Source organism: Rhizobium sp. KDH_Rht_773_N (assembly GCF_052946295.1).
Genome location: NZ_CM129525.1, coordinates 860837 through 881562, shown reverse-complemented (window position 1 = coordinate 881562; position 20726 = coordinate 860837). Strand labels below are relative to the sequence as shown.

Annotated in this window: 24 protein-coding genes; 14 read left to right on the top strand and 10 right to left on the bottom strand. The window is 62.9% G+C overall.

Annotated features, from left to right (window positions below; translation table 11 throughout):
• Positions 1-120: 120 nt before the first annotated feature.
• Complete coding sequence (locus ACU8HS_RS04605; RefSeq protein ID WP_112758196.1) at positions 121-1335, bottom strand: DnaJ C-terminal domain-containing protein; 1215 nt, start codon at positions 1333-1335, stop codon at positions 121-123.
• 294 nt (positions 1336-1629) lie between these two features.
• A complete protein-coding gene (locus ACU8HS_RS04600; protein WP_112758198.1) occupies positions 1630-2088 on the bottom strand; it encodes an RT0821/Lpp0805 family surface protein in 459 nt (152 codons plus the stop codon).
• Between the two features lie 63 nt (positions 2089-2151).
• Between ACU8HS_RS04600 and pdxH the strand changes: the two genes are divergently transcribed.
• Positions 2152-2772 (top strand): pyridoxamine 5'-phosphate oxidase, encoded by a 621-nt coding sequence (pdxH, locus tag ACU8HS_RS04595; RefSeq protein WP_112573383.1) that lies wholly within the window; start codon positions 2152-2154, stop codon positions 2770-2772.
• A 5-nt stretch (positions 2773-2777) separates the two neighbouring features.
• Here pdxH and ACU8HS_RS04590 read toward each other — a convergent pair whose 3' ends face one another.
• Positions 2778-3812: a polysaccharide deacetylase family protein gene (locus ACU8HS_RS04590; RefSeq protein WP_112758199.1), complete on the bottom strand. Its 1035-nt coding sequence runs from the start codon at positions 3810-3812 to the stop codon at positions 2778-2780.
• A 232-nt stretch (positions 3813-4044) separates the two neighbouring features.
• Between ACU8HS_RS04590 and ACU8HS_RS04585 the strand changes: the two genes are divergently transcribed.
• Positions 4045-5331: a D-alanyl-D-alanine carboxypeptidase family protein gene (locus tag ACU8HS_RS04585; RefSeq protein ID WP_112573388.1), complete on the top strand. Its 1287-nt coding sequence runs from the start codon at positions 4045-4047 to the stop codon at positions 5329-5331.
• A 62-nt stretch (positions 5332-5393) separates the two neighbouring features.
• Positions 5394-5699 (top strand): pyrophosphatase, encoded by a 306-nt coding sequence (locus ACU8HS_RS04580; RefSeq protein ID WP_112573390.1) that lies wholly within the window; start codon positions 5394-5396, stop codon positions 5697-5699.
• Positions 5700-5809: 110 nt separating this feature from the next.
• Here ACU8HS_RS04580 and ACU8HS_RS04575 read toward each other — a convergent pair whose 3' ends face one another.
• The 3 genes from ACU8HS_RS04575 to ACU8HS_RS04565 all read right to left on the bottom strand — a co-directional run bounded on the left by ACU8HS_RS04575 (position 5810) and on the right by ACU8HS_RS04565 (position 8480).
• The gene (locus ACU8HS_RS04575) at positions 5810-6307 is read right to left on the bottom strand and encodes a GNAT family N-acetyltransferase (RefSeq protein ID WP_112758201.1); all 498 of its coding nucleotides are present in this window, start codon (positions 6305-6307) and stop codon (positions 5810-5812) included.
• 11 nt (positions 6308-6318) lie between these two features.
• Positions 6319-7734, bottom strand: coding sequence for a metalloprotease TldD (tldD, locus tag ACU8HS_RS04570; RefSeq protein ID WP_447015481.1), 1416 nt, complete (start codon positions 7732-7734; stop codon positions 6319-6321).
• Between the two features lie 80 nt (positions 7735-7814).
• Positions 7815-8480: an invasion associated locus B family protein gene (locus ACU8HS_RS04565; RefSeq protein WP_447015480.1), complete on the bottom strand. Its 666-nt coding sequence runs from the start codon at positions 8478-8480 to the stop codon at positions 7815-7817.
• A gap of 313 nt (positions 8481-8793) precedes the next feature.
• Here ACU8HS_RS04565 and coxB point away from each other — a divergent pair, with 313 nt between their 5' ends.
• From coxB to ACU8HS_RS04535, 6 genes are all read left to right on the top strand, one after another.
• Positions 8794-9687 carry a cytochrome c oxidase subunit II gene (coxB, locus tag ACU8HS_RS04560; protein ID WP_113414469.1) on the top strand — a complete coding sequence of 298 codons (894 nt, stop codon included), beginning with the start codon at positions 8794-8796 and terminating at the stop codon, positions 9685-9687.
• Between the two features lie 16 nt (positions 9688-9703).
• A complete protein-coding gene (gene ctaD, locus ACU8HS_RS04555) occupies positions 9704-11407 on the top strand; it encodes a cytochrome c oxidase subunit I (RefSeq protein ID WP_112758205.1) in 1704 nt (567 codons plus the stop codon).
• Positions 11408-11471: 64 nt separating this feature from the next.
• Positions 11472-12428, top strand: a complete 957-nt coding sequence (locus tag ACU8HS_RS04550) for a heme o synthase (RefSeq protein ID WP_112568744.1) — start codon at positions 11472-11474, stop codon at positions 12426-12428.
• Positions 12428-12565 (top strand): hypothetical protein, encoded by a 138-nt coding sequence (locus ACU8HS_RS04545; protein ID WP_377313235.1) that lies wholly within the window; start codon positions 12428-12430, stop codon positions 12563-12565. Before ACU8HS_RS04550 ends, ACU8HS_RS04545 begins: the two co-directional genes overlap by 1 nt.
• A gap of 4 nt (positions 12566-12569) precedes the next feature.
• On the top strand, positions 12570-13175 hold the full coding sequence (locus ACU8HS_RS04540) for a cytochrome c oxidase assembly protein (RefSeq protein WP_112568317.1): 606 nt from the start codon (positions 12570-12572) through the stop codon (positions 13173-13175).
• Between the two features lie 57 nt (positions 13176-13232).
• Complete coding sequence (locus tag ACU8HS_RS04535) at positions 13233-14111, top strand: cytochrome c oxidase subunit 3 (protein WP_112704309.1); 879 nt, start codon at positions 13233-13235, stop codon at positions 14109-14111.
• 78 nt (positions 14112-14189) lie between these two features.
• Here ACU8HS_RS04535 and ACU8HS_RS04530 read toward each other — a convergent pair whose 3' ends face one another.
• Positions 14190-14831 carry a chloramphenicol phosphotransferase CPT family protein gene (locus ACU8HS_RS04530; RefSeq protein ID WP_447015479.1) on the bottom strand — a complete coding sequence of 214 codons (642 nt, stop codon included), beginning with the start codon at positions 14829-14831 and terminating at the stop codon, positions 14190-14192.
• A gap of 126 nt (positions 14832-14957) precedes the next feature.
• Here ACU8HS_RS04530 and ACU8HS_RS04525 point away from each other — a divergent pair, with 126 nt between their 5' ends.
• The 5 genes from ACU8HS_RS04525 to rnhA all read left to right on the top strand — a co-directional run bounded on the left by ACU8HS_RS04525 (position 14958) and on the right by rnhA (position 18622).
• Positions 14958-15338 (top strand): DUF983 domain-containing protein, encoded by a 381-nt coding sequence (locus tag ACU8HS_RS04525; RefSeq protein WP_112704307.1) that lies wholly within the window; start codon positions 14958-14960, stop codon positions 15336-15338.
• On the top strand, positions 15331-16083 hold the full coding sequence (locus ACU8HS_RS04520) for an SURF1 family protein (protein WP_112568325.1): 753 nt from the start codon (positions 15331-15333) through the stop codon (positions 16081-16083). Before ACU8HS_RS04525 ends, ACU8HS_RS04520 begins: the two co-directional genes overlap by 8 nt.
• A gap of 61 nt (positions 16084-16144) precedes the next feature.
• The gene (gene ispH, locus ACU8HS_RS04515) at positions 16145-17149 is read left to right on the top strand and encodes a 4-hydroxy-3-methylbut-2-enyl diphosphate reductase (protein ID WP_112568327.1); all 1005 of its coding nucleotides are present in this window, start codon (positions 16145-16147) and stop codon (positions 17147-17149) included.
• A gap of 58 nt (positions 17150-17207) precedes the next feature.
• Positions 17208-18173, top strand: a complete 966-nt coding sequence (locus ACU8HS_RS04510; RefSeq protein WP_447015478.1) for a homoserine kinase — start codon at positions 17208-17210, stop codon at positions 18171-18173.
• Positions 18170-18622 (top strand): ribonuclease HI, encoded by a 453-nt coding sequence (rnhA, locus tag ACU8HS_RS04505; RefSeq protein WP_447015477.1) that lies wholly within the window; start codon positions 18170-18172, stop codon positions 18620-18622. Before ACU8HS_RS04510 ends, rnhA begins: the two co-directional genes overlap by 4 nt.
• Here rnhA and ACU8HS_RS04500 read toward each other — a convergent pair whose 3' ends face one another.
• The 3 genes from ACU8HS_RS04500 to ACU8HS_RS04490 form a co-directional block, all read right to left on the bottom strand.
• Positions 18623-19699, bottom strand: a complete 1077-nt coding sequence (locus ACU8HS_RS04500; RefSeq protein WP_377313232.1) for a zinc-binding metallopeptidase family protein — start codon at positions 19697-19699, stop codon at positions 18623-18625. It lies immediately after the preceding gene.
• An 85-nt stretch (positions 19700-19784) separates the two neighbouring features.
• Positions 19785-19976, bottom strand: coding sequence for a CsbD family protein (locus ACU8HS_RS04495; protein WP_112568335.1), 192 nt, complete (start codon positions 19974-19976; stop codon positions 19785-19787).
• Between the two features lie 89 nt (positions 19977-20065).
• Entirely contained in the window at positions 20066-20671 is a 606-nt protein-coding gene (locus tag ACU8HS_RS04490; RefSeq protein WP_112568337.1) for a YqgE/AlgH family protein, read from the bottom strand.
• Positions 20672-20726 lie beyond the last annotated feature (55 nt).

The window sequence follows — 20726 nt, the reverse complement described above, 5'->3', positions numbered from 1 at the left end:
TTCGCTTCCCTAGGAATTCTGATGATCCTGCCTATGGCATAGGCCGTTAATCGGTTCAAGCAGGCCAAAGATCATCAACTGTTAGGGATCGTAACAAAGGGTGCGATTGTCACTGAAATTTCATAAAAACAGCCCTTCACGCATGCTGCGCATGAGGTCCGTGACTTTTGCGTCGGGCTTTTCCCACAACATAATACGCAACTCGACGACGAGATCGCCTTTTCCGCCGCTGTCGTTGGGCAGGCCCTGACCGGGGATGCGGATCGTCTTGTCGGAACCGGACCAGGCCGGCACCGTCACGTTGACCGGCCCAAGCGGGCCGTCCACGCGCGCCTCGGTGCCGAGCACCGCGTTTTCGATGTTGAGCGGCAGCACGGCATGCACGTCGAAACCGTCGACGGAAAAACGCGCATCGGGCGCGATGTGGATATTGACGACGGCATCGCCGCGCTGCATGCCCGGCAGCTTGAAGCCCTGGCCCTTGAGCCGGATCTGATGGCCCTCGGTCGTGCCGGCGGGCAGGGCGAAGCCCACTTCGCGTCCCTCGGGAAGGGAAACCGTCGTCCAGCTTCCGTTCATGATGTCTTCGATCGTCACCGTCGCGGTCGCCACCTCGTCGGGAGCCTTCTCCAGGCCCGGCTGGCCGGCGCCGGTGAAGCGGCGCACGAGCGAGGTGAGCAGGCTGAGCGGCAGCGACATGTTGGCGCCGGCGGCAACGGCGGCGTCCATGTGCTCCTCTTCCGCCCTGGCGGCTTCGGAGTCCGTCGTTTCGTGTTCAGGCGGCCTTGCCGCGTCGGCCGCATGCGGCTTGGCCTGCGTTTGCTGAGGATGGGCCTGCTGAGCGTGCGCCTGCTGGGAATGGGTCTGCGACTGGCCCTGTGCGCCGGCGGCGCGGGCGGCCTGCGCGCCAAAAATGCGTTCGACCATTTCTTCCGCGGCTTCGGATGCGCCGGCCTGCTGCTGTCTTGCGCCGGCGGCGGCGGCCTTCTGCGCGCTGGCGTTGGCGCGTGCGAGCTCTTCCATCACGCGCTCGGCATTGGCCTGCGCCGCCTTGGCGCGGGCGGCGGCCTCGCGGGCAGCCTGGCGCTGCTGCATGATCGTCTGTTCCTGCTTCTTGGCTTCCGCCATGCGCAGGGCATTGTCGAAAAGATTGCGCTTGCGCGGGTCCTTCAGCGTTTCGTAGGCGCGGCCGATCTCGGCGAAACGTGCGCTCGCCGTCGGGTCGCCCTGATTGTGATCGGGGTGCACGGCCTTGGCCATGTTGCGCCAGGCCGCCTTGATTTCGTCCGCACCCGCGTCGCGCTTGACGCCCAGCACCTTGTATGGATCACGCATTGTTCGCACCGCCGCTGTCGCAATCCGGGAGGCATGTACCTCGTGGCCGTTCCCGGAAACCGAAACTCAACTCATGGCATGCCCTCCCGTCCGCTCTGGCGACAGGAAAGCCCGCTCGAAAGGCGATCGTGCGGGAGAGTTGCTAATCACTTCTTATTTCCGGAGCCGGATATGGGGTGTTTTGCCGCGAATGGTTAGTCTTTCACTAAACATTGAAGCGAATCGGCACGGTGCATTAACCCTGAGGCGCCAGGGCTCGCATCGCTGCGAAACAGGCTAAAGGGGCGGGCGGGATCAGCTTTCCGGCTGGAAACTCAGGAGCTGCCAGTTGCCGCCGCCGACAAGGCAGGTCTTGCCGTAGAATTTGGCGATGCCGACATAGGAGTGACGCGTCGTGCGGAACTGGCGGCAGACCTGGCCGGAATCGGTATTTTCCACGATCGTGTCGATCACGCCGGCGCTGCCGGTGGAGGCGTTCGCCCAGGGAAGCGGCTGCCCTTCGAGCTTCTGGATATCGGCCGAGGTCACGGCATTGCGCACCGTCATCTCGTCGGAAAGCGTATCGGTGCTGGGGGCGGGCTGCGGCACCGTGCCGGTTGCGACCGAGCGATCCACCTTTGCCGAGCTCAGGAAATCGAACCCTCCGGCCACGCAGCCGGAAAGTGACAGGATCGCGATACCGACGATGGAGAGTTTGGCGCTGCGGCGCAGCGAACCCTTTGTATGGCGATGTGTCTTTGCTATGACTTCCACCCTGTATCCTTCCCCAGTCCGAGCGGCTGGGTCAGTTTAAAAAACCTCGGGATTTGAATTAATATGTCGGCAAACGGGTTAACAGGTGGTGACTTTACTGAAAGTGAGGAGCCCTTCAAGCTCTTTGGAGAATGGCTGAAGGAGGCGGAGGCTTCCGAACTCAACGACCCCAACGCTGTGGCGCTGGCAACGGTCGATGAAGAGGGGCTGCCCAATGTCCGCATGGTTCTCCTGAAGGGTTTCGATAGCAACGGATTCGTCTTCTACACGAATTTCGAGAGCCAGAAAGGTCGCGAAATTTTGGGACAGAAGAAAGCCGCCCTGTGTTTCCACTGGAAAACGCTGCGCCGGCAGGTGCGCGTGCGCGGCCCTGTGGAAATCGTCAGCGAGGCCGAGGCCGACGCCTATTTTGCCACCCGCGCCCGCGGCAGCCGCATCGGCGCCTGGGCTTCCAGGCAGTCGCGCCCGCTGGAAAGCCGTTTTGCCCTGGAAAAGGCCGTCGCCGAATATACGGCACGCTACGCCATCGGCGACATTCCGCGCCCGTCCTATTGGTCCGGCTTTCGCATCCGCCCGACTTCGATCGAGTTCTGGAAAGACCAGAAGTTCCGCCTGCACGACCGGATCGAGTTTCGCCGGCCGACGCCCGAAGGCGCCTGGGACAAGGTGCGGATGTACCCGTAGGGACCTTATTTTCCGAGCAGTTTCAATGGAATGCCTGATGCGAGCGCAGAAACGTATCGCGGCTTCTGGTAAAAGCCGTTGAGCGAGATGCGCGGCATGTAGGTGGGCTGGCCCGCCGCCGGAAAACCCGGCTGCGTCGTCACCGCCACCGTGAAACCGAGCTTTGCCGCAAGGCCGGCGTCGCGGCCCGTTGCCGCCTCCGGCGTGCCGTAGGGAAAGGCGATCGCCCGAGGGCGGATGCCGGTGATCTCCTCGACGTAGTCCGCCGAGATTTCCATCTCGATGCGCGCTTCCGCATCCGGCAGGCGGGCGAGCGCCCTGTGGCTGATCGTGTGCGCGCCGAGACTGGCAAGCGGGCTTGCCGAAAGCTTCCGCAGGTCCCGCGGCCCCATCACCAGTTCGCGCGTCACGTCGACCGGCTCGATTCCATGTCGCCGCGCCAGCGCATCGACGTCGGAGACGGCGCGGCTTTCGTCCTGCCTGTGGATAAACTCGGCGAACCGGTCGAAGGCGTCCCATTTCCGGACGGGCGTATCCAGCGCCAGCCTCTCCCTGCCGCGGCCGAAATTGAACTCGATGCTGTTTTCCCTGCCGAGCAGCAGCGCCAGCGTTTCCCACCAGATGCTGTGCGAGCCCTCGGCAAAACCCTGCGTTATGAAAACGGTGAAGGGTGCGCCATGCCGCTCGAAGACCGGCAGCGCATGGGCGAGATTGTTGCGATATCCGTCGTCCAGCGTGAAAGCGGCGAACAGGCGGTCGTCCTGCGGGGCCGACAGGAGGGAGGGCAACGCATCGAGCCGGACGAAACGATAGCCGGCCCGCTTCAGCCGCCGCAGCGCCGAATCCAGGAATTCAGGAGTGATTTCAAGATGTTGATTCGGCTCGAACGGCCGCGCCACATGCGGGCGGACATGATGGAGCGTGAAGATGACGCCGCGTCCGCGGGCCTCTTTCATGAGCCCGGCAGCACTTGCCAGCCACGCCGCTTCCAGCCCGCCGCCGATCGCGATGCGTTTCAGGCGCCGCTTCCACTGCCCCATTTTTTCCGTGACCCCGCTTTGTATTCGTGTCACACAGGCTAGCAATGGCGCCGTTAAACCTTGCTGAATCCGGCTGGAAAAACGGTTTCTTTATCGGCCATTAACCAAGCGGAACAAAAGCTTGGAAAAATCTTGGCCGTTGCCTCAAAGTCGCGACAGATTGTGGGCATCTGTCGCAATACGGGACATATTCCGGTTGCATCGGTTCGCCGGAAATAATGAGGGGAAGTGCATGAGAAGGCTTTGGGCTGCCATTCTGACCGCGACGCTGGCACTTTCTGCACCCGTTGCGGCCTTCGCCGGCAGCGCCTCTCTCGTGCTCGATGCCCGCACCGGCAAGGTCCTCGCCTCCGAAAACGGCGATGTGCTGAACTATCCGGCTTCGCTGACGAAGATGATGACGCTCTATCTCACCTTCGAGGCGTTGAACCGCGGCAAGATCACCTGGGACACGCCGATCACCATGTCGAAATATGCGGCCTCCCGTCCGCCGACGAAGCTCGGTGTCAGGGCAGGCGGTACGATCACCGTGCGCGAGGCGGTCTACGGCATGATTGTCAAATCCGCCAATGACGCGGCCGCTGCGATGGGCGAGAAGCTCGGCGGTTCGGAAAGCAATTTTGCCCGGTTGATGACCCAGAGGGCTCGCCAGCTCGGCATGAGCCGCACCAGTTTCTTCAACGCCTCCGGCCTGCCGGACAAGCGTCAGGTCACGACGGCACGCGACATGTCCACGCTCGCCGTGGCGCTGATGAGGAACTATCCGAACGAATATCGCCTCTTCTCCATCGCCAGCTTCAATTTCCGCGGCAAGACCATCCGCGGCCACAACAATCTCATGTACCGCTATCAGGGCATGGACGGCATCAAGACCGGCTATACCAATGCCTCCGGCTTCAACATCGTCAGCGCCGTCAGGGACGGCAACCGCCGCCTCGTCGGCGTGGTGCTCGGCGGGCGCACCGCCCGCGCCCGCGACGCCAAGATGGCCGGATTGCTGGACCGTTACATGGGACGCGCTTCCTCCGGCAGCGCCGGGCTGACCGCCAGCGTCAACGCCAAGCAGCAGGTCGAGGTCGCTTCCGCCGCTGACGATGCCGATGTTCCGGTCCCGGCCAACGCGCCGCGCCTTGCGGACGATGCGGCAGCACCGGCGCCGAAGGCGCTCGGTTTTGCCGATGGCGGCGTTGTCCCGCTGGAGCGCCCGGCGGCAATGGACGAGATCATGAATGCCGGCAAGACGGCAAAGGCGCCGGCCGGCAAGGCCGGCGGCTGGCAGATCCAGATTTCCGCCGCCCCGAGTGCCGATGCCGCCCGCGCGCTTCTTGCCCAGGCGCAGTCCGAGGCCGGCGCGCCGCTCCTGTCGGCTTCGCCCTATACGGAAGCTGTCGGCAAGGGTGCGAATGCGGTCTACCGCGCCCGTTTCGTCGGCTTCCAGAGCAAGGAAGACGCGACCTCTGCCTGCGATGCGCTGAGGAAGCGCTCGTACGATTGCATGCTCCTGCCGAACCAGGGCTGATCTGCCGGCTCTGGACAATATCGGGGAATCGGCGCTCTCCTCATAAACAAAAGGAGAACGCCATGCTGCAACGCCTCGCCGACCAGTTCGAGATCTCGTCGTCCGCCTACGCCGCCGCCAACGACATCGAGCGCGATGCCGACTGGTTCCTGCTGAAGCTGCAGGAGGAAATGGGCGAACTGACCCAGGCCTGGAACCGCCTGACCGGCCGCGGCCGTACCAGGGGCCGCTCGCCCGAGGACATGGAGCGCGACCTCGCCGACGAGACCGCCGATATCTTGGGCCACGTGCTGCTCTTTGCCCGGCGCCATGAGGTAGACCTCGCCGCCGCGATCGAGCGGAAATGGAAGTTCAGGCCTGACGCCTGATCCGCCGCTAAAGCAATTCCAGCAAAGGTGGGAACCGGTTTTGCGTCCGGAATTTCGGGAAAACAATGAGTTAGAGCATTGAAGGCGACTCCGTTTTCGCCGGAAATGCTCTAGTTTGCGACCACCTTGCGCCGATAGAACTTGCTGTCGACGGCCATCAGCGGAAACGACCGGGGCAGGTCTCTCTCGGAAACCTCTGTAAAGCCGTTCTTTTCGTAAAACCGGTGCGCGGCGATAAACTTGTCCGTCGTGCCGAGGAAGATATCGGTCACGCCGACCTTGCCGGCATGGGCAAAGAGGGCTTCGAGCAGCCGGGCGGCGACGCCGTGCTCGCGCCCGCGCACCTCGGACGCTACGAACATCTTGCGAAGGGCGGTCTGATTGTTGCCGATATCCTTGAGGCCGAGCGTGCCGACGATGGCGCCGTCTTTCACCGCAACCCAGAACTGGCCCTTGCCGGACTGATAGAAGTCGGGAATGACGCGCAGGTCCGGCTGCGCGTCGGCGGTGATGTCGATGCCGAACTCTTCGCGCTGGATCGGCAGGATGACGGAGATCACGCCGTCGGCATCATCAGGCGCAAAGGTTCTGATTTCGATTTCGACCATGGCAGCACCTCTCAGGCCTGTGTGCCGCCGACTGTCACCTGATCCATGCGCAGATGCGGCTGGCCGACGCCGACCGGAACCCACTGGCCGGCCTTGCCGCAATTGCCGATGCCGGTATCGAGCTTCATGTCGTTGCCGATCATCGATACGCGCTTCATCGCATCCGGGCCGTTGCCGATCAGCATGGCGCCCTTGATCGGCGCGCCGATCTTGCCGTTTTCGATGAGATAGGCCTCGGTGCAGCCGAAGACGAACTTGCCCGATGTGATATCCACCTGGCCGCCGCCGAAGGAGACGGCGTAAATGCCCTTCTTGACCGAGGCGATGATCTCTTCCGGCGTCTTGGTGCCGCCGAGCATATAGGTGTTGGTCATGCGCGGCATCGGCACATGGGCGTAGCCCTGGCGGCGGCCGTTGCCGGTCGGCGCCATGCCCATCAGCCGGGCGTTCTGCCGGTCCTGCATGTAGCCGACGAGCCTGCCGTTTTCGATCAGCACGTTGTAGGCGGACGGCGTGCCTTCGTCGTCGATGGTGATCGAGCCGCGGCGGCTGTCGATCGTGCCGTCGTCGACGACGGTGACGCCGGGGGCGGCCACCATCTGGCCGAGCAGGCCTGCAAAGGCGGACGTCTTCTTGCGGTTGAAGTCGCCTTCAAGCCCGTGGCCCACGGCCTCGTGCAGCATGACGCCCGGCCAGCCGGAGCCGAGCACCACATCCATCGTGCCGGCCGGCGCATCGATCGCTTCGAGATTGACGAGCGCCTGGCGCAGCGCCTCGTCCGCACCGTGCTGCCAGCTGCCGGTCGCGATGAAATCGCCGAAACCGATGCGGCCGCCCTGGCCGTAGGAGCCGCTTTCCTGGCGGTCGCCTTCGCCGACCACGACCGAGATGTTGATGCGCGTCATCGGCCGGATATCCTGCACGCGATGGCCGTCGGCGCGCAGGATGTCGACCACCTGCCAGCTTGCGGCAACGGATGCCGTGACCTGCCGCACCTTGTCGTTCTTGCTGCGCAGATAGGCGTCGATATCCGTCAGCACCTTCACCTTCTCCTCGAAGGTCGGCGAGCCGATCGGGTTCTCGTCGGTATAGAGCTTGCGGTTGGTGCCCTGGGGGGCGGCGGCGTAGGAGCCGGAATAGCCGCGCGTGACGGCGCCGACCGCATCGGCCGCCCGCTTCAGCGCCGAAACGGAGAGATCCCCTGCATGCGCATAGCCGACGGCCTCGCCGGCCACCGCGCGCAGGCCAAAACCCTGCTCGGTATTGAAGCTGCCGCCCTTGAGGCGGCCGTTGTCGAAGCTCAGCGATTCCGCCTGCGCGTGCTCGATGAAAAGCTCGCCGTCGTCGGCGCCGGAGAGCGCCTCGGCGACATGCTTGCGCATCGTCGCTTCATCGGCATCGAAAAGCGTCAGGAGATCGGTGGTCATGCTTGTTTGCTCCGCAGGAAGAGCGGGAATGCTCAATAGCCGATGTAGGTCCGTTGTGCTGCGCGAGCAAGCCCTGCCGATCAGGGCAGGGCGTCGTAGCCTTCCGCGAAGCCTTTGAGGTCGACGGGGATGCCGATGCCTTCCTCCGGCGTCTGGAAGACGATGAAGGTTGCCTGCGCGCCGCTGCGGAAGGTCTTCAGCAGTTCGTCCTCGAGCACGACTTCGGCATAGCAGCCGTCCGCAAAGCAGCGCACGAAATAGGCGCGGCCGATATCCTTGCCGTCGACATTGAGGCCGAGGCCGTTGGGCAGCAGCACGCCGAGCGGCGCCAGCACGCGCAGGATCTTCGACTTGCGGTCGGCCGTCTTCAGGATGACGACGGAGAGGCCCACTTCCGGACGGTCTTCGGCGATGACGTTCTGCATCAGCGCGCACTGCTCGGTCGAGGCGCCGGCCGGCTTGTCGCAGACGACGGACCATGCGCCGTGGTTGGAACGGACCGTGCCGGGAGCCTGCGGCTGCGTCTGGCTGGGCGTCACCTGCTCGACATTCGGGGTCGCGGACGGGGCGGCCTGCGGCGCCGGAGCGGCGGGCTTCGCAGCCGGCGTGGCGGGGCGCGACTGTGCCGGCGTCGGCGTCTGCTGCGCAAAAACGGGGCTCGTCGCGGCGGCCGCGATGCCTGCGGTCAGAAGAAGCGACCGCGAGAGGGAACGGAAACCCATGAAAACCTCTGGATATCGAATCATTGCCGCTATTTGTGAAGCTGCCCACAGAAAATGAAAAGCCCCACCCCGTGAAAACCGGGGGACTGCGGCAGAAATAGGACCTCGCCAAAAGAATGTGCAGCGGGCGGATTGGCCCTCGGGCGCGTTTTTCGTATGCTGATGAAAAGCTTGCAATGTTTTGTCGCGGGCGGGGAGGCGGCCTTTGAGCAAAAATGCCGCATAGACAATTGCTTCTGCCTGTTGCGGCGGATGCCAAACTGTGGTTTGAAGCGCAGAAGATGGCAAGATTCTGCGTCCTATTTGATGTAGATCAGCGCTCGAGGGAGATTTTAAGGTGATAAAGAAGGCTTTTGCAGCTCTGACCGCGCTGGTCTGTCTGCTTTTTGCTTCCGGCACATATGCCGATCAGCCGATGCCGTGGCAGGCGACCCTGCAGCCGGCAGCAACGCCGATCATGCGGGAGATCCACTGGTTCGAACAATATACGCTGTGGTTCATCGTTCCGATCACGCTGTTCGTTCTCGTTCTGCTCGTCGTGGTCTGCGTGAAGTTCCGCGCTTCGGCGAACCCGGTTCCCTCCAAGACGAGCCACAACACGCTGATCGAAGTCATCTGGACCGTGGGGCCGGTCCTCGTGCTTCTCTTCCTTGCCGTTCCCTCCTTCAACCTGCTGACTGCGCAGCTCACCCTGCCGGAGAACCCCGATGTCACCATCAAGGCGACCGCGACCCAGTGGCAGTGGAACTACGAATATGAAGGTTCTGGCGAAACGCCCGTCGCCTTCGATTCCTATCTTCTGAAGGAGCCGGATCGCGCCGCTGCCGGCAAGACCGATCTTTCCGTCTATCCGCGCCTGCTCGCCGTCGACAACGAACTCGTTCTGCCGGTCAACAAGACCGTCCGCGTGCTCGTCACAGCCGCGCCGACCGACGTTATCCACGCTTTCGCCATGCCGTCCTTCGGCATCAAGATCGACGCCGTTCCGGGCCGCCTGAACGAGACCTGGTTCCGCGCCGAGCGCGAAGGCCTCTTCTACGGCCAGTGTTCCGAGCTTTGCGGCAAGGACCATGCGTTCATGCCGATCGCCATCCGCGTCGTCTCCGAGGACAAGTACAAGCAGTGGCTGACCACGGCCGCCACCGACTTGCCCGGCGCCTACAAGACACTGATCGCCGCTGTCGATGGTCCTGCAAAGACCGTCGATGTCGCTGAAAACGTCGCAAAGTAAGATAGGGATCGGGACAATGGCTGGACCTTCCGCTCACGACGATCATTCTCATGATCACCACGCTCATGACGCCCATGCGCATGACGACCATCACGATCACGCACATGCGCCGAGCTTTGCCGACCGCTGGTTCTTCTCCACGAACCACAAGGACATCGGCACGCTCTACCTGATCTTTGCGATCTTCGCTGGCATCATCGGCGGCCTTCTCTCCGTTGCCATGCGCATGGAGCTGCAGGAGCCGGGCATCCAGATCTTCCACGGCCTGGCCTCCATGGTCTACGGCTACGAAGGCGATGCGGCGATCGACGGCGCCAAGCATATGTTCAACGTCTTCACCACCGCTCACGCGCTGATCATGATCTTCTTCATGGTCATGCCGGCGATGATCGGCGGTTTCGCCAACTGGATGGTGCCGATCATGATCGGCGCGCCGGATATGGCCTTCCCGCGCCTGAACAACATTTCCTTCTGGCTGATCGTTCCGGCATTCCTGCTGCTGGTCATTTCGATGTTCGTCGAAGGCCCGGCCGGCGCCTATGGCGCGGGCGGCGGCTGGACCATGTATCCGCCGCTTGCCGTCGGCGGTCATCCGGGGCCTGCGGTCGACCTTGCGATCTTTGCGCTGCATATCGCCGGCGCGTCCTCGATCCTCGGCGCGATCAACTTCATCACCACGATCCTGAACATGCGCGCTCCGGGCATGACGCTGCACAAGATGCCGCTCTTCGCCTGGGCCGTTCTGATCACCGCCTTCCTGCTGCTGCTGTCGCTGCCGGTTCTGGCCGGCGCCATCACCATGCTTTTGACCGACCGTAACTTCGGTACGGCCTTCTTCGCGCCGGAAGGCGGCGGGGACCCGATCCTCTACCAGCACCTGTTCTGGTTCTTCGGTCATCCGGAAGTCTACATCCTGATCCTGCCGGGCTTCGGCATCATCAGCCATATCGTATCGACCTTCTCGAAGAAGCCGGTCTTCGGTTATCTCGGCATGGCCTATGCCATGGTCGCCATCGGCGCCGTCGGCTTCGTCGTCTGGGCGCACCACATGTACACGGTCGGCCTGTCGCTCGACGCGCAGCGCTACTTCGTCTTCGCGACGATGGTCATCGCCGTTCCGACGGGCGTGAAGATCTTCTCCTGGATCGCGACGATGTGGGGTGGCTCGATCACCTTCCGCACCCCGATGATCTGGGCGATCGGCTTCATCTTCCTCTTTACCGTCGGTGGCGTGACGGGCGTCCAGCTCGCCAACGCCGGCCTCGACCGCTCGCTGCATGACACCTATTACGTCGTGGCGCACTTCCACTACGTTCTGTCGCTCGGCGCCGTCTTCGCCATCTTCGCTGCCTGGTACTACTGGTTCCCGAAGATGACCGGCTACATGTACAACGAGTTCCTCGGCAAGCTGCACTTCTGGGTCATGTTTGTCGGCGTCAATCTCGTGTTCTTCCCGCAGCACTTCCTCGGCCTCGCCGGCATGCCGCGCCGCTACATCGACTATCCCGATGCGTTCGCCGGCTGGAACTATGTCTCGTCGGTCGGCTCCTACATTTCCTTCGTCGGCGTGATCATTTTCCTCGTCGGCGTCTGGGAAGCCTTCGCCAGGAAGCGCGTTGCCGGTGACAATCCCTGGGGCGAGGGCGCAACGACGCTCGAATGGCAGCTGCCTTCGCCGCCGCCCTACCACCAGTGGGAACAGCTTCCGCGCATCAAGTAAGATGCCGGGTCCAGACGCCGCAGGCTCCTGCGGCGTCTGACGATTGATAAATCAGGACGGAATGATGACGGTTTTCGACAATCACGAGGCTCTTGCTGAAGACGGCGACTTCCGCCTGTCGGAAGCCGGCGCGCGCGATTATTTCGAGCTTCTGAAGCCGCGGGTCATGTCGCTCGTCGTCTTCACGGCTTTTGCCGGCCTTGTGCTGGCACCGGGCCACATCAACCCGATCCTCGGCCTGATCGCCATTCTCTGCATTGCCGTCGGCGCCGGCGCCTCGGGCGCGCTGAACATGTGGTATGACGCCGATATCGACGCCGTCATGAGCCGCACTGCCAAGCGCCCGATCCCGGCCGGCCGCATCATGCCCAAGGAAGCGCTGGCCTTCGGCCTCGTGCTCTCCTGCTTTTCGGTGACGATCCTGGGTCTGGCGGTCAACTGGCTGTCGGCCTTCATCCTCGCCTTCACCATTTTCTTCTATGTCGTCATCTACACGATGTGGCTGAAGCGCTCGACGCCGCAGAACATCGTCATCGGCGGCGCCGCCGGCGCTTTCCCGCCGATGATCGGCTGGGCCTGCGTGACCAATTCCGTCACGATCGAAAGCACGGTTCTTTTCCTCATCATCTTCCTGTGGACGCCGGCGCATTTCTGGGCGCTCGCGCTGTTCAAGATGCGCGACTATGAGGCCGTCGGCGTGCCGATGCTGCCGAACGTTTCGGGTGAACGCACCACCAAGCACCAGATCGTCGCCTATGCCGTGCTGACGGCCGTTTGCGCCGTGCTGCCGACGGTCCTCGGCTTTGCCAGCGCCGGTTACGGGGTGGTCGCTGCGGCGCTCGGTGCGGTCTTCATATACTGTTCCATCGCCGTCTGGCGCATGCCCGACGGCGACCTGAAGATGATCCCGGCGAAGAAGCTCTTCGGCTTCTCGATCTTCTATCTCTTCGCCGTGTTCTCCGCGCTGATGCTCGACCGGCTGGTCGCCGTGCTGGTCTCGTATGCAGGAGGCTCGTTCTGATGGAGCTGGTCAAGCTGACGGAAGCGCAGCGCAAGTCGCGCCGCAACCGCAACATCGCACTCGGCGTCGTGCTCGCCGGCCTGGTGATCCTTTTCTACGCCATCACCATCATCAAGTTCCTGGCGCATGGAGGCTGATGGGATGAGCGACGCCGTCAACGCACCGAAGAAGCCGCGCAACAATGCCGCCGTCGTCTTCATGTGCCTGAGCTTCGTCGTCGGCATGGGCGCCGCAAGCTATGCCGCCGTGCCGCTCTACCGGCTCTTCTGCCAGGTGACGGGTTATAACGGCACGACGCAGCGCGTCGATCAGGCCTCGAGCGTCATTCTCGACCGCACCATGCGTGTCACCTTCGACGCCAATGTCGCTCCCGGCCTGCAATGGGAGTTCAAGCCGGTCGAGCGCGAGGTCAATCCGAGGATCGGCGAAACGATCCAGGTCAATTTCATCGCCGAGAACCGTTCCAACGAGACCCAGCGCGGCCAGGCGATCTTCAACGTGACGCCGGGCGAGGCGGGCGCCTATTTCAACAAGGTGCAATGTTTCTGCTTTAATGAAACGGACCTGAAGCCGGGCGAAAAGCTTGAAATGCCGGTCGTGTTCTACATCGATCCGGAAATTACCAAGGCCGCTGAATCGAAAAGCATTCGCACGGTCACGCTGTCCTACACGTTCTATCCCAAAGAGGGTCCGAAGCCGGTGGCTTCGAATGAGGGTAGTGCGGGACAGGCTGAAAAGAAACTTTGATTGAGGAGTGTTTCCGGCAGCGCCGGAAGCGGAGAAGGAAGACACCGGGGATCTGACATGGCCGATGCTCATCAGAAAAATCACGACTATCACATCATAGCTCCGAGCCCGTGGCCGATACTGGCCTCGCTCGGCGCATTCCTGATGGCCTTCGGCGGCGTCGGCTACATGCGCTACCTGAACGGCGGCTCGCTGCATGTTCTCGGCATCGAATGGGCTCATCCGTGGGTCTTCTTCATCGGCCTGGCCGTCGTTTTCTACGTCATGTACGGCTGGTGGTCCGATACCGTGAAGGAAGCCCACGAGGGCGCCCATACGCGCGTCGTGTCGCTGCACCTGCGCTACGGCATGATCATGTTCATCGCTTCGGAAGTGATGTTCTTCGTCGCCTGGTTCTGGGCCTATTTCGACGCCAGCCTTTATCCGCACGAAGCCATCCAGGCCTCGCGCCTTGCCTATACCGGCGGCGTCTGGCCGCCGAAGGGCATCGAGGTTCTCGATCCCTGGCACCTGCCGATCTACAACACCGTCATCCTGCTGCTGTCGGGCACGACGGTGACCTGGGCGCACCATGCCCTGCTGCACAACGATCGCAAGGGTCTCGTTCAGGGACTGACCCTGACCGTCCTGCTCGGCATACTCTTCTCCTCCGTGCAGGCCTATGAATATGCCCACGCTCCCTTCGAGTTCCGCAACTCGATCTATGGCGCGACCTTCTTCATGGCCACCGGCTTCCACGGCTTCCACGTCCTGGTCGGCACCATCTTCCTGCTGGTCTGCCTCATCCGTGCGCTGCGCGGCGATTTCACCCCGAAGCAGCATTTCGGCTTCGAGGCGGCTGCCTGGTACTGGCATTTCGTCGACGTCGTCTGGCTGTTCCTGTTCTTCTGCATCTACGTCTGGGGCGGCTGGGGCGCTCCGGTCGCCGCGGGCTGATCGAGGCCGGACAAGAAATCGAAAAAGGCGGGTGCCGTCGGCCCCGCCTTTTTCTTTGCCCTGAAAAGATCCTCCGGCCTATCGCTGGCCGGCCAGCGTCTCAAAGGCCGAGGGCTCGGGAATGCCGAGGTCCAGCTGGTGGCGGATCGCCTCGGCGCATTCGAGCGCCGTCAGCACGGACGTATCGACCTCCATGTCGTAGAGGCCGGGGCGATGCACCTCGTCCTGCCAGCGCTGCACCGGTTCCGGTACGGGCATCTCCTCGCTGGCGCGCAGATAGAGGCCCTCGCGTCCCTCCTGAACGATCTCCCGCCGCTGCATGATCGTCTCCAGCGGACATCTGACACCGACGAACAGCACCGAGAGGCCCTCCAGGCGCCGGGCGCAATCGCCGAGAATGCCGAGCGGCTGCGAATAGCTGTCGTGATGGCCAAGGTCGGCGACGACATTGAGGCCCAATCCCGCATGGATGGCGATCGATTCGTAGAGCGCCGCATAGAGGAACGGCACCAGCTCCTCGAGGTCCGGCCGCTCGCCGCCGGGCCTTAAGCCTATGCCGGGCAGGTAGCGCTCCGGCGTCATGGCATTGTAGGTATCGACGCCGAGGTTGATCCACGGCCCCGAGAATTCGTTCTGGATTGCGCGCGCAATGCTCGATTTGCCGCTTCGCGGCGCGCCGTTCAGGATTATGATCTGTCCAGCATGGCTATCGTTGCTCATCAGTCTTCTTCTTCTGTTTGGCGCGAATCACCGAGGCGAAATCGCGCAGGTATTTCCTTTCGGGATGCGAATACTTTATGGGAGAGTTAAGGCAGAAGCCGAAAAGCCGTCCAAAAGGAGGTGGGCATGAACGAAGAGAGCGCGCAATTTCCGCCGGTCGATCCGGTCAAGACCGGCATCAAGGGATGCTGCCCGCGCTGCGGTCACGGCCAGCTCTTCGATGGCGTGCTTGGCCTCAAGCCGCGCTGTGCCGCCTGCGGGCTCGACTATTCCTTTGCCGATGCCGGCGATGGTCCCGCCGTCTTCGTCATCCTGATCGTCGGTTTCATCGTCATCGGCTCGGTGCTCTGGCTGCAGGTCAACTACGCTCCGCCGATCTGGGTTCACATCCTGCTCTTCGGCCCGCTGACGATCGTTCTCTCGCTGCTGGCGCTGCGCTGGTGCAAGGGCATTCTCATCGCCATGCAATACCGCCACAATGCCCGCGAGGGACGCCTGAGTGACTGACATCGAAAGTCCGGCTCCGCGCCGCAGGCTGCCGGTCTTCACCGGCATCGCCGTTCTCGCCGCGCTTGCCATCCTGATTTCGCTCGGCACCTGGCAGGTGGAGCGCCTTCACTGGAAGGAGGGGCTGCTTGCCGATATCGCCGCGCGCCGCGCCGCCGCGCCGGTTCCGCTCGCCGATATCGAAGCGCTGGCGGCCAAGGGCGGGGATATCGAATACCGCACGGTCACGGCCACCGGCCGTTACGTCAACAACAAGGAGCGCCACTTCTTCGCCACCTGGCGCGGCCAGACCGGCTATTACATCTACACGCCGCTGCAGCTTGCCGACGGGCGCTATCTCTTCGTCAACAGAGGCTTCGTTCCCTTTGAGAACAAGGAGCCGGAAATGCGCATGCAGGGCCAGCTGACCGACCAGCAGACAGTGACCGGCCTTGCGCGCGCCAGACTTCCGGCAAAACCCTCCTGGCTGGTGCCCGACAATGACGTGGCGAAAAACATCTTCTACTGGAAGGATCTCGACGTGATGGCTTCCAGCGTCGATCTCGACAAGGCCAGCGTCGTGCCCTTCTTCGTCGATGCCGATTCCACGCCCAACCCGGCGGGCCTCCCGATCGGCGGCGTCACGCAGGTCGATCTGCCGAACGACCATCTTCAATATGCCTTCACCTGGTATGGGTTGGCGGCGGTGCTCGTCGTGGTGGTCGCCATTTCCTGGTTCCGCCCCCGCAAGGGTGCGGCGCAATAGTATCGCTTCAATTCCACCCCATATTGGGTTAGAGGTCCCTGAAGCTTAACCTGGATATGTCATGAACATTGCGGCAAAACCTCCTTTGACGATCAGGCTCTGCGGTCCGCGCGGTTTCTGCGCCGGCGTCGACCGTGCGATCCAGATCGTCGTGCTGGCGCTGAAGGCCTATGGCGCGCCCGTCTATGTCCGCCACGAGATCGTCCATAACCGCTATGTCGTGGAAGGCCTGGAGGCCAAGGGCGCCGTCTTCGTCGAGGAGCTTGACGAGATCCCGGCCGAACACCGCGCCCAGCCGGTCGTCTTTTCGGCCCATGGCGTGCCGAAATCCGTGCCCGAGGATGCCAATGCCCGCAACCTCTTCTATCTCGACGCCACCTGTCCGCTGGTCTCCAAGGTCCACAAACAGGCGATGCGCCACAACCGCCTCGGCCGCCACGTCATCCTGATCGGCCATGCCGGCCACCCGGAAGTGATCGGCACCATGGGCCAGCTGCCGGAAGGTACCGTTTCTCTCATCGAGACGGTGGAGGACGTGGACGCCTACGAACCGGCCGATCCGGACAATCTCGGCTACGTCACCCAGACGACGCTCTCGGTCGACGATACCGCCGGCGTCATCAAGCGGCTGGAAGAGCGCTTCCCCAAGCTGCAGGCGCCGGCTGCCGATTCCATCTGCTACGCCACGACCAACCGCCAGGAAGTGGTCAAGGAAGCCGCCCCCGGCTGCGATCTCTTCATCATCGTCGGCGCGCCGAATTCCTCCAATTCCAAGCGGCTCGTCGAAGTGGCGCTCCGGGCCGGGGCGAAGAAGTCGATCCTCGTGCAGCGCGCCTCCGAACTCGACTGGGACGAGATCGGCCCGATTGCCACGCTCGGCCTGTCCGCCGGCGCTTCCGCCCCGGAAGTGATCGTCAACGAGATCATCGAGGCCTTCCGCACCCGCTTCGATGCCCGCGTCGAGCTTGCCGAAACCGTGCAGGAAAACGAGCATTTCCTTGTCAACCGCGAACTGCGCAGCCTTGAACTGACCACGGCCGACATGGCATTCGTGAACGGGGAATGAGGCGAGGGCGGCTGCCCTGCCTATCCGATGATACCGCCTCTACAGTGAGAGACCCACCTTGGCAGTTTACACCGATATCGCCGAAGACGATCTGAGATGGTTCCTCACCGAATATGACGCCGGCACGCTGCTCTCCTACAAGGGCATTGCCGAAGGTGTGGAGAATTCCAATTTCCTGCTGCACACGTCCAAGGCGCCGCTCATCCTGACGCTTTACGAGAAGCGGGTGGAAAAGAGCGATCTGCCCTTCTTCCTCGGCCTCATGCAGCATCTGTCGGCCGGTGGCCTGTCCTGCCCGCTGCCGCTGCCGCGCAAGGACGGCGCGCTGCTCGGCACGCTTTCGGGTCGCCCCGCCGCGCTCATATCCTTTCTGGAGGGCATGTGGCTGAGAAAGCCTGAAGCCAGACATTGCCGCGAAGTCGGCAAGGCGCTGGCGCAGATGCATGTCGCGGGCGAAGGTTTCGCCCTGAGCCGGCCGAACGCGCTGTCGCTCGACGGCTGGCAAACGCTCTGGGACAAGTCCGAGGCGCGGGCCGACGAGGTCGAACCCGGTCTGCAGAACGAAATCCGCGGCGATCTCGATTTCCTGCGGGCCTATTGGCCGAAGGATCTGCCCGCCGGCGTCATCCACGCCGATCTTTTCCCCGACAACGTCTTCTTCCTGGATGACGAACTTTCGGGCCTCATCGATTTCTACTTCGCCTGCAACGATCTGCTCGCCTACGACGTCTCGATCTGCCTCAACGCCTGGTGTTTCGAGAAGGATGGCGCCTATAACGTCACCAAGGGCACGCAATTGCTGGAAGGCTATCAGAGCGTGCGCCCGCTGAGCGAGGCCGAAATCGGTGCCCTGCCGATCCTCTCCCGCGGCTCGGCCCTGCGCTTCTTCCTGACCCGTCTCTACGACTGGCTGACGACGCCCGAAGGCGCGATGGTCACCAAGAAGGATCCGCTGGAATATCTGCGCAAGCTGCGCTTCCACCGCCAGATCTCCTCGCCGGCGGAATATGGACTGAGCCTATGAAACACATCGATATCTTCACGGACGGCGCCTGCTCCGGCAATCCCGGCCCCGGCGGCTGGGGCGCGGTGCTGCGTTACGGCGAGGTGGAAAAGGAGCTTTCCGGCGGCGAGGCGGAAACCACCAACAACCGCATGGAGCTTCTTGCGGCCATCTCCGCCCTCAGCGCCCTGAAGGAGCCCTGCGAGGTCGATCTCTATACCGACAGCGCCTATGTCAAGGACGGTATTTCCAAGTGGATTTTCGGCTGGAAGAAGAACGGCTGGAAAACATCCGACAACAAGCCGGTGAAGAATGCCGAGCTGTGGCAGGCGCTGGAAGAGGCCCGCAACCGCCACAAGGTAACGCTCCACTGGGTCAAGGGCCATGCCGGCCACCCCGAGAACGAGCGCGCCGACGAACTCGCCCGCAAGGGCATGGAGCCGTTCAAGAAGACCAGGCGGGCCGGTTGATCACGCCGCCTGCCGCTCTTCGGCGGCGGCATTCCGTATCAGCTGGTGCATATATTCGAGTTTTGCCACGACCGGCGGCGACAGGACGAAGGGATAGGAATCCGGCTGTCCCATGCTGCGCTGGATGGCGTTGATCGCAAGGCTGAGCGGCACCCAGGCGCTGACAAGCTGTTCGGCGCTCTGCGCCCGGTAGGGATTGAAATCCACCTCGGCCGCAATCTCCTCGTGCCCGCGCGGGTCGATCGCCATGCCGAAACTGCGGGCCGTCTCCAGCGTATCGACGATATGCAGGTAATGCGCGAAACATTCGGCAAAATCCTCCCAGGGATGGACGGAGGCATAGGCGCTGATGAAACTGTCCTGCCAGCCGGGCGCCGGCCCGTTGGCATAACGGTCCTGCAAGGCCGCACCATAATCCTGTCGCTCGTCGCCGAAGACGGCGCGGAATGCGTCGAGGCCATTGCGGTCGCGCACCAGCTTGTTCCAGATGAAATGCCCGGTTTCATGGCGGAAATGGCCGAGCAGCGTGCGGTAGGGTTCGTCCATCGCCGTGCGCGCCTGCTCGCGGGTCACATCGTCGGCCTCGGCCGCGCGGATGGCGATGAGCCCTTCCTCATGCCCGGTCATGGCCGGCACGACATTGCCGTCGGTCTGCACGGCGTCTTCGAGAAAATCGAAGACGAGCCCGCCTTGCGGATCCTCCTGCCGGTCGGGATGCGGCAGCGACCAGCGCAGCAGCGAATAGAAGAGGTGGCGCTGCGCCTGGCTGATGCGCCGCCAGCGGTCGATGCCCTCTTGCGTATCGGTATTCGGCACCAACCGGTTGTGCCGGCAGGCGAGGCAGAAATCGTTGCCGTCGTCGACCAGCCAGTTGCAGATGTCGAGACCGGCATTGGCGCAGAACCGCACGAGCCGGTTCGGATCGGAAACGAGCTGCCAGTTCACCTCGTCGCGCGATTCCAGTGCGTGCATGGAAAGATCGCCGGGCAGGAAGCCGAGACGGTGGTTGCAGCGCACGCACTGCCTGTTGTCGAAATGGATGACCTGGTCGCAATTGTCGCAGGCAAACAACCTCATGGCAGCCCCCTACAGGCAGGATGGGACGGAAAATGCCCGCCGCAGGCGGGTGCGACAGGCATCATACGCGCGAATGAAGACGGCGTCAGAGCCGGTCGACTGCGCCCTTCAGCTTGTCCTTGGCCTTGCCGGTTGCGACCTGGGCCTTGCCCTTGGCTTCCTGCATGCCGCCCTTGGCCTGCATTTCACGGTTGCCGGTGGCCTTGCCGGCCGTCTTCTTCGCCTTGCCGGCCATCTCGTTGACCTTGCCGGAAATCTTGTCGCCAGTGCTACCCATATCGATCTCTCCTCTCGGATGGCGGACGGGGTGTCCGCGCTTGCCGACAGGAAACGCCAGTGAGCGGGTTTCGTTCCGGAATGATGCGGTCAGGCGTGGCCGGCTTCGGCCGAGAGCATGGCCGGCGTGATGCCCATGCTGGCAAGCGCCCGTTCATATTTGTCGTCGAGGCAGCGGTCGAAGATCAGCTCCTCGTTGGCCGCGCAGTTGAGCCAGCCATTGGCGGCGACCTCGTTTTCGAGCTGGCCTGCACCCCAGGAGGAATAGCCGAGCAGCATGGTGGCCCGCTTCGGACCGCCGCCCCTGGAGATGGCGCGCACGATATCGAGCGTTGCCGTCAGGCAGATATCGTCGCTGACGGGGATGGAGGAATCGCTGACATAGTCGTCGGAATGCAGCACGAAACCGCGGCCGCTCTCCACCGGCCCGCCGGTCTGGATCGGAAATTCCCGCGCATCCTTCGGCAGCACGATGGAATCCTCCTGCTTGATCATGTCGAGATGCAGCAGGACATCGGTGAAGGTAAGGCTCTGCGGACGATTGATGACGAAGCCCATGGCCCCCGCGTCCGAATGGGCGCAGATGTAAATCACCGTGCGTGCGAAGTTGCGATCTTCCATGCCGGGCATGGCGATCAGGAACTGACCGTCGAAAAATCCGCGTTCCCGTCTGTTCTTCAGCGTTGCTAGGGACATGGTTCCTCCTGCCGCCAGACCGCACAAAGGCTCCGACAAGAGAAACATGGGCCAA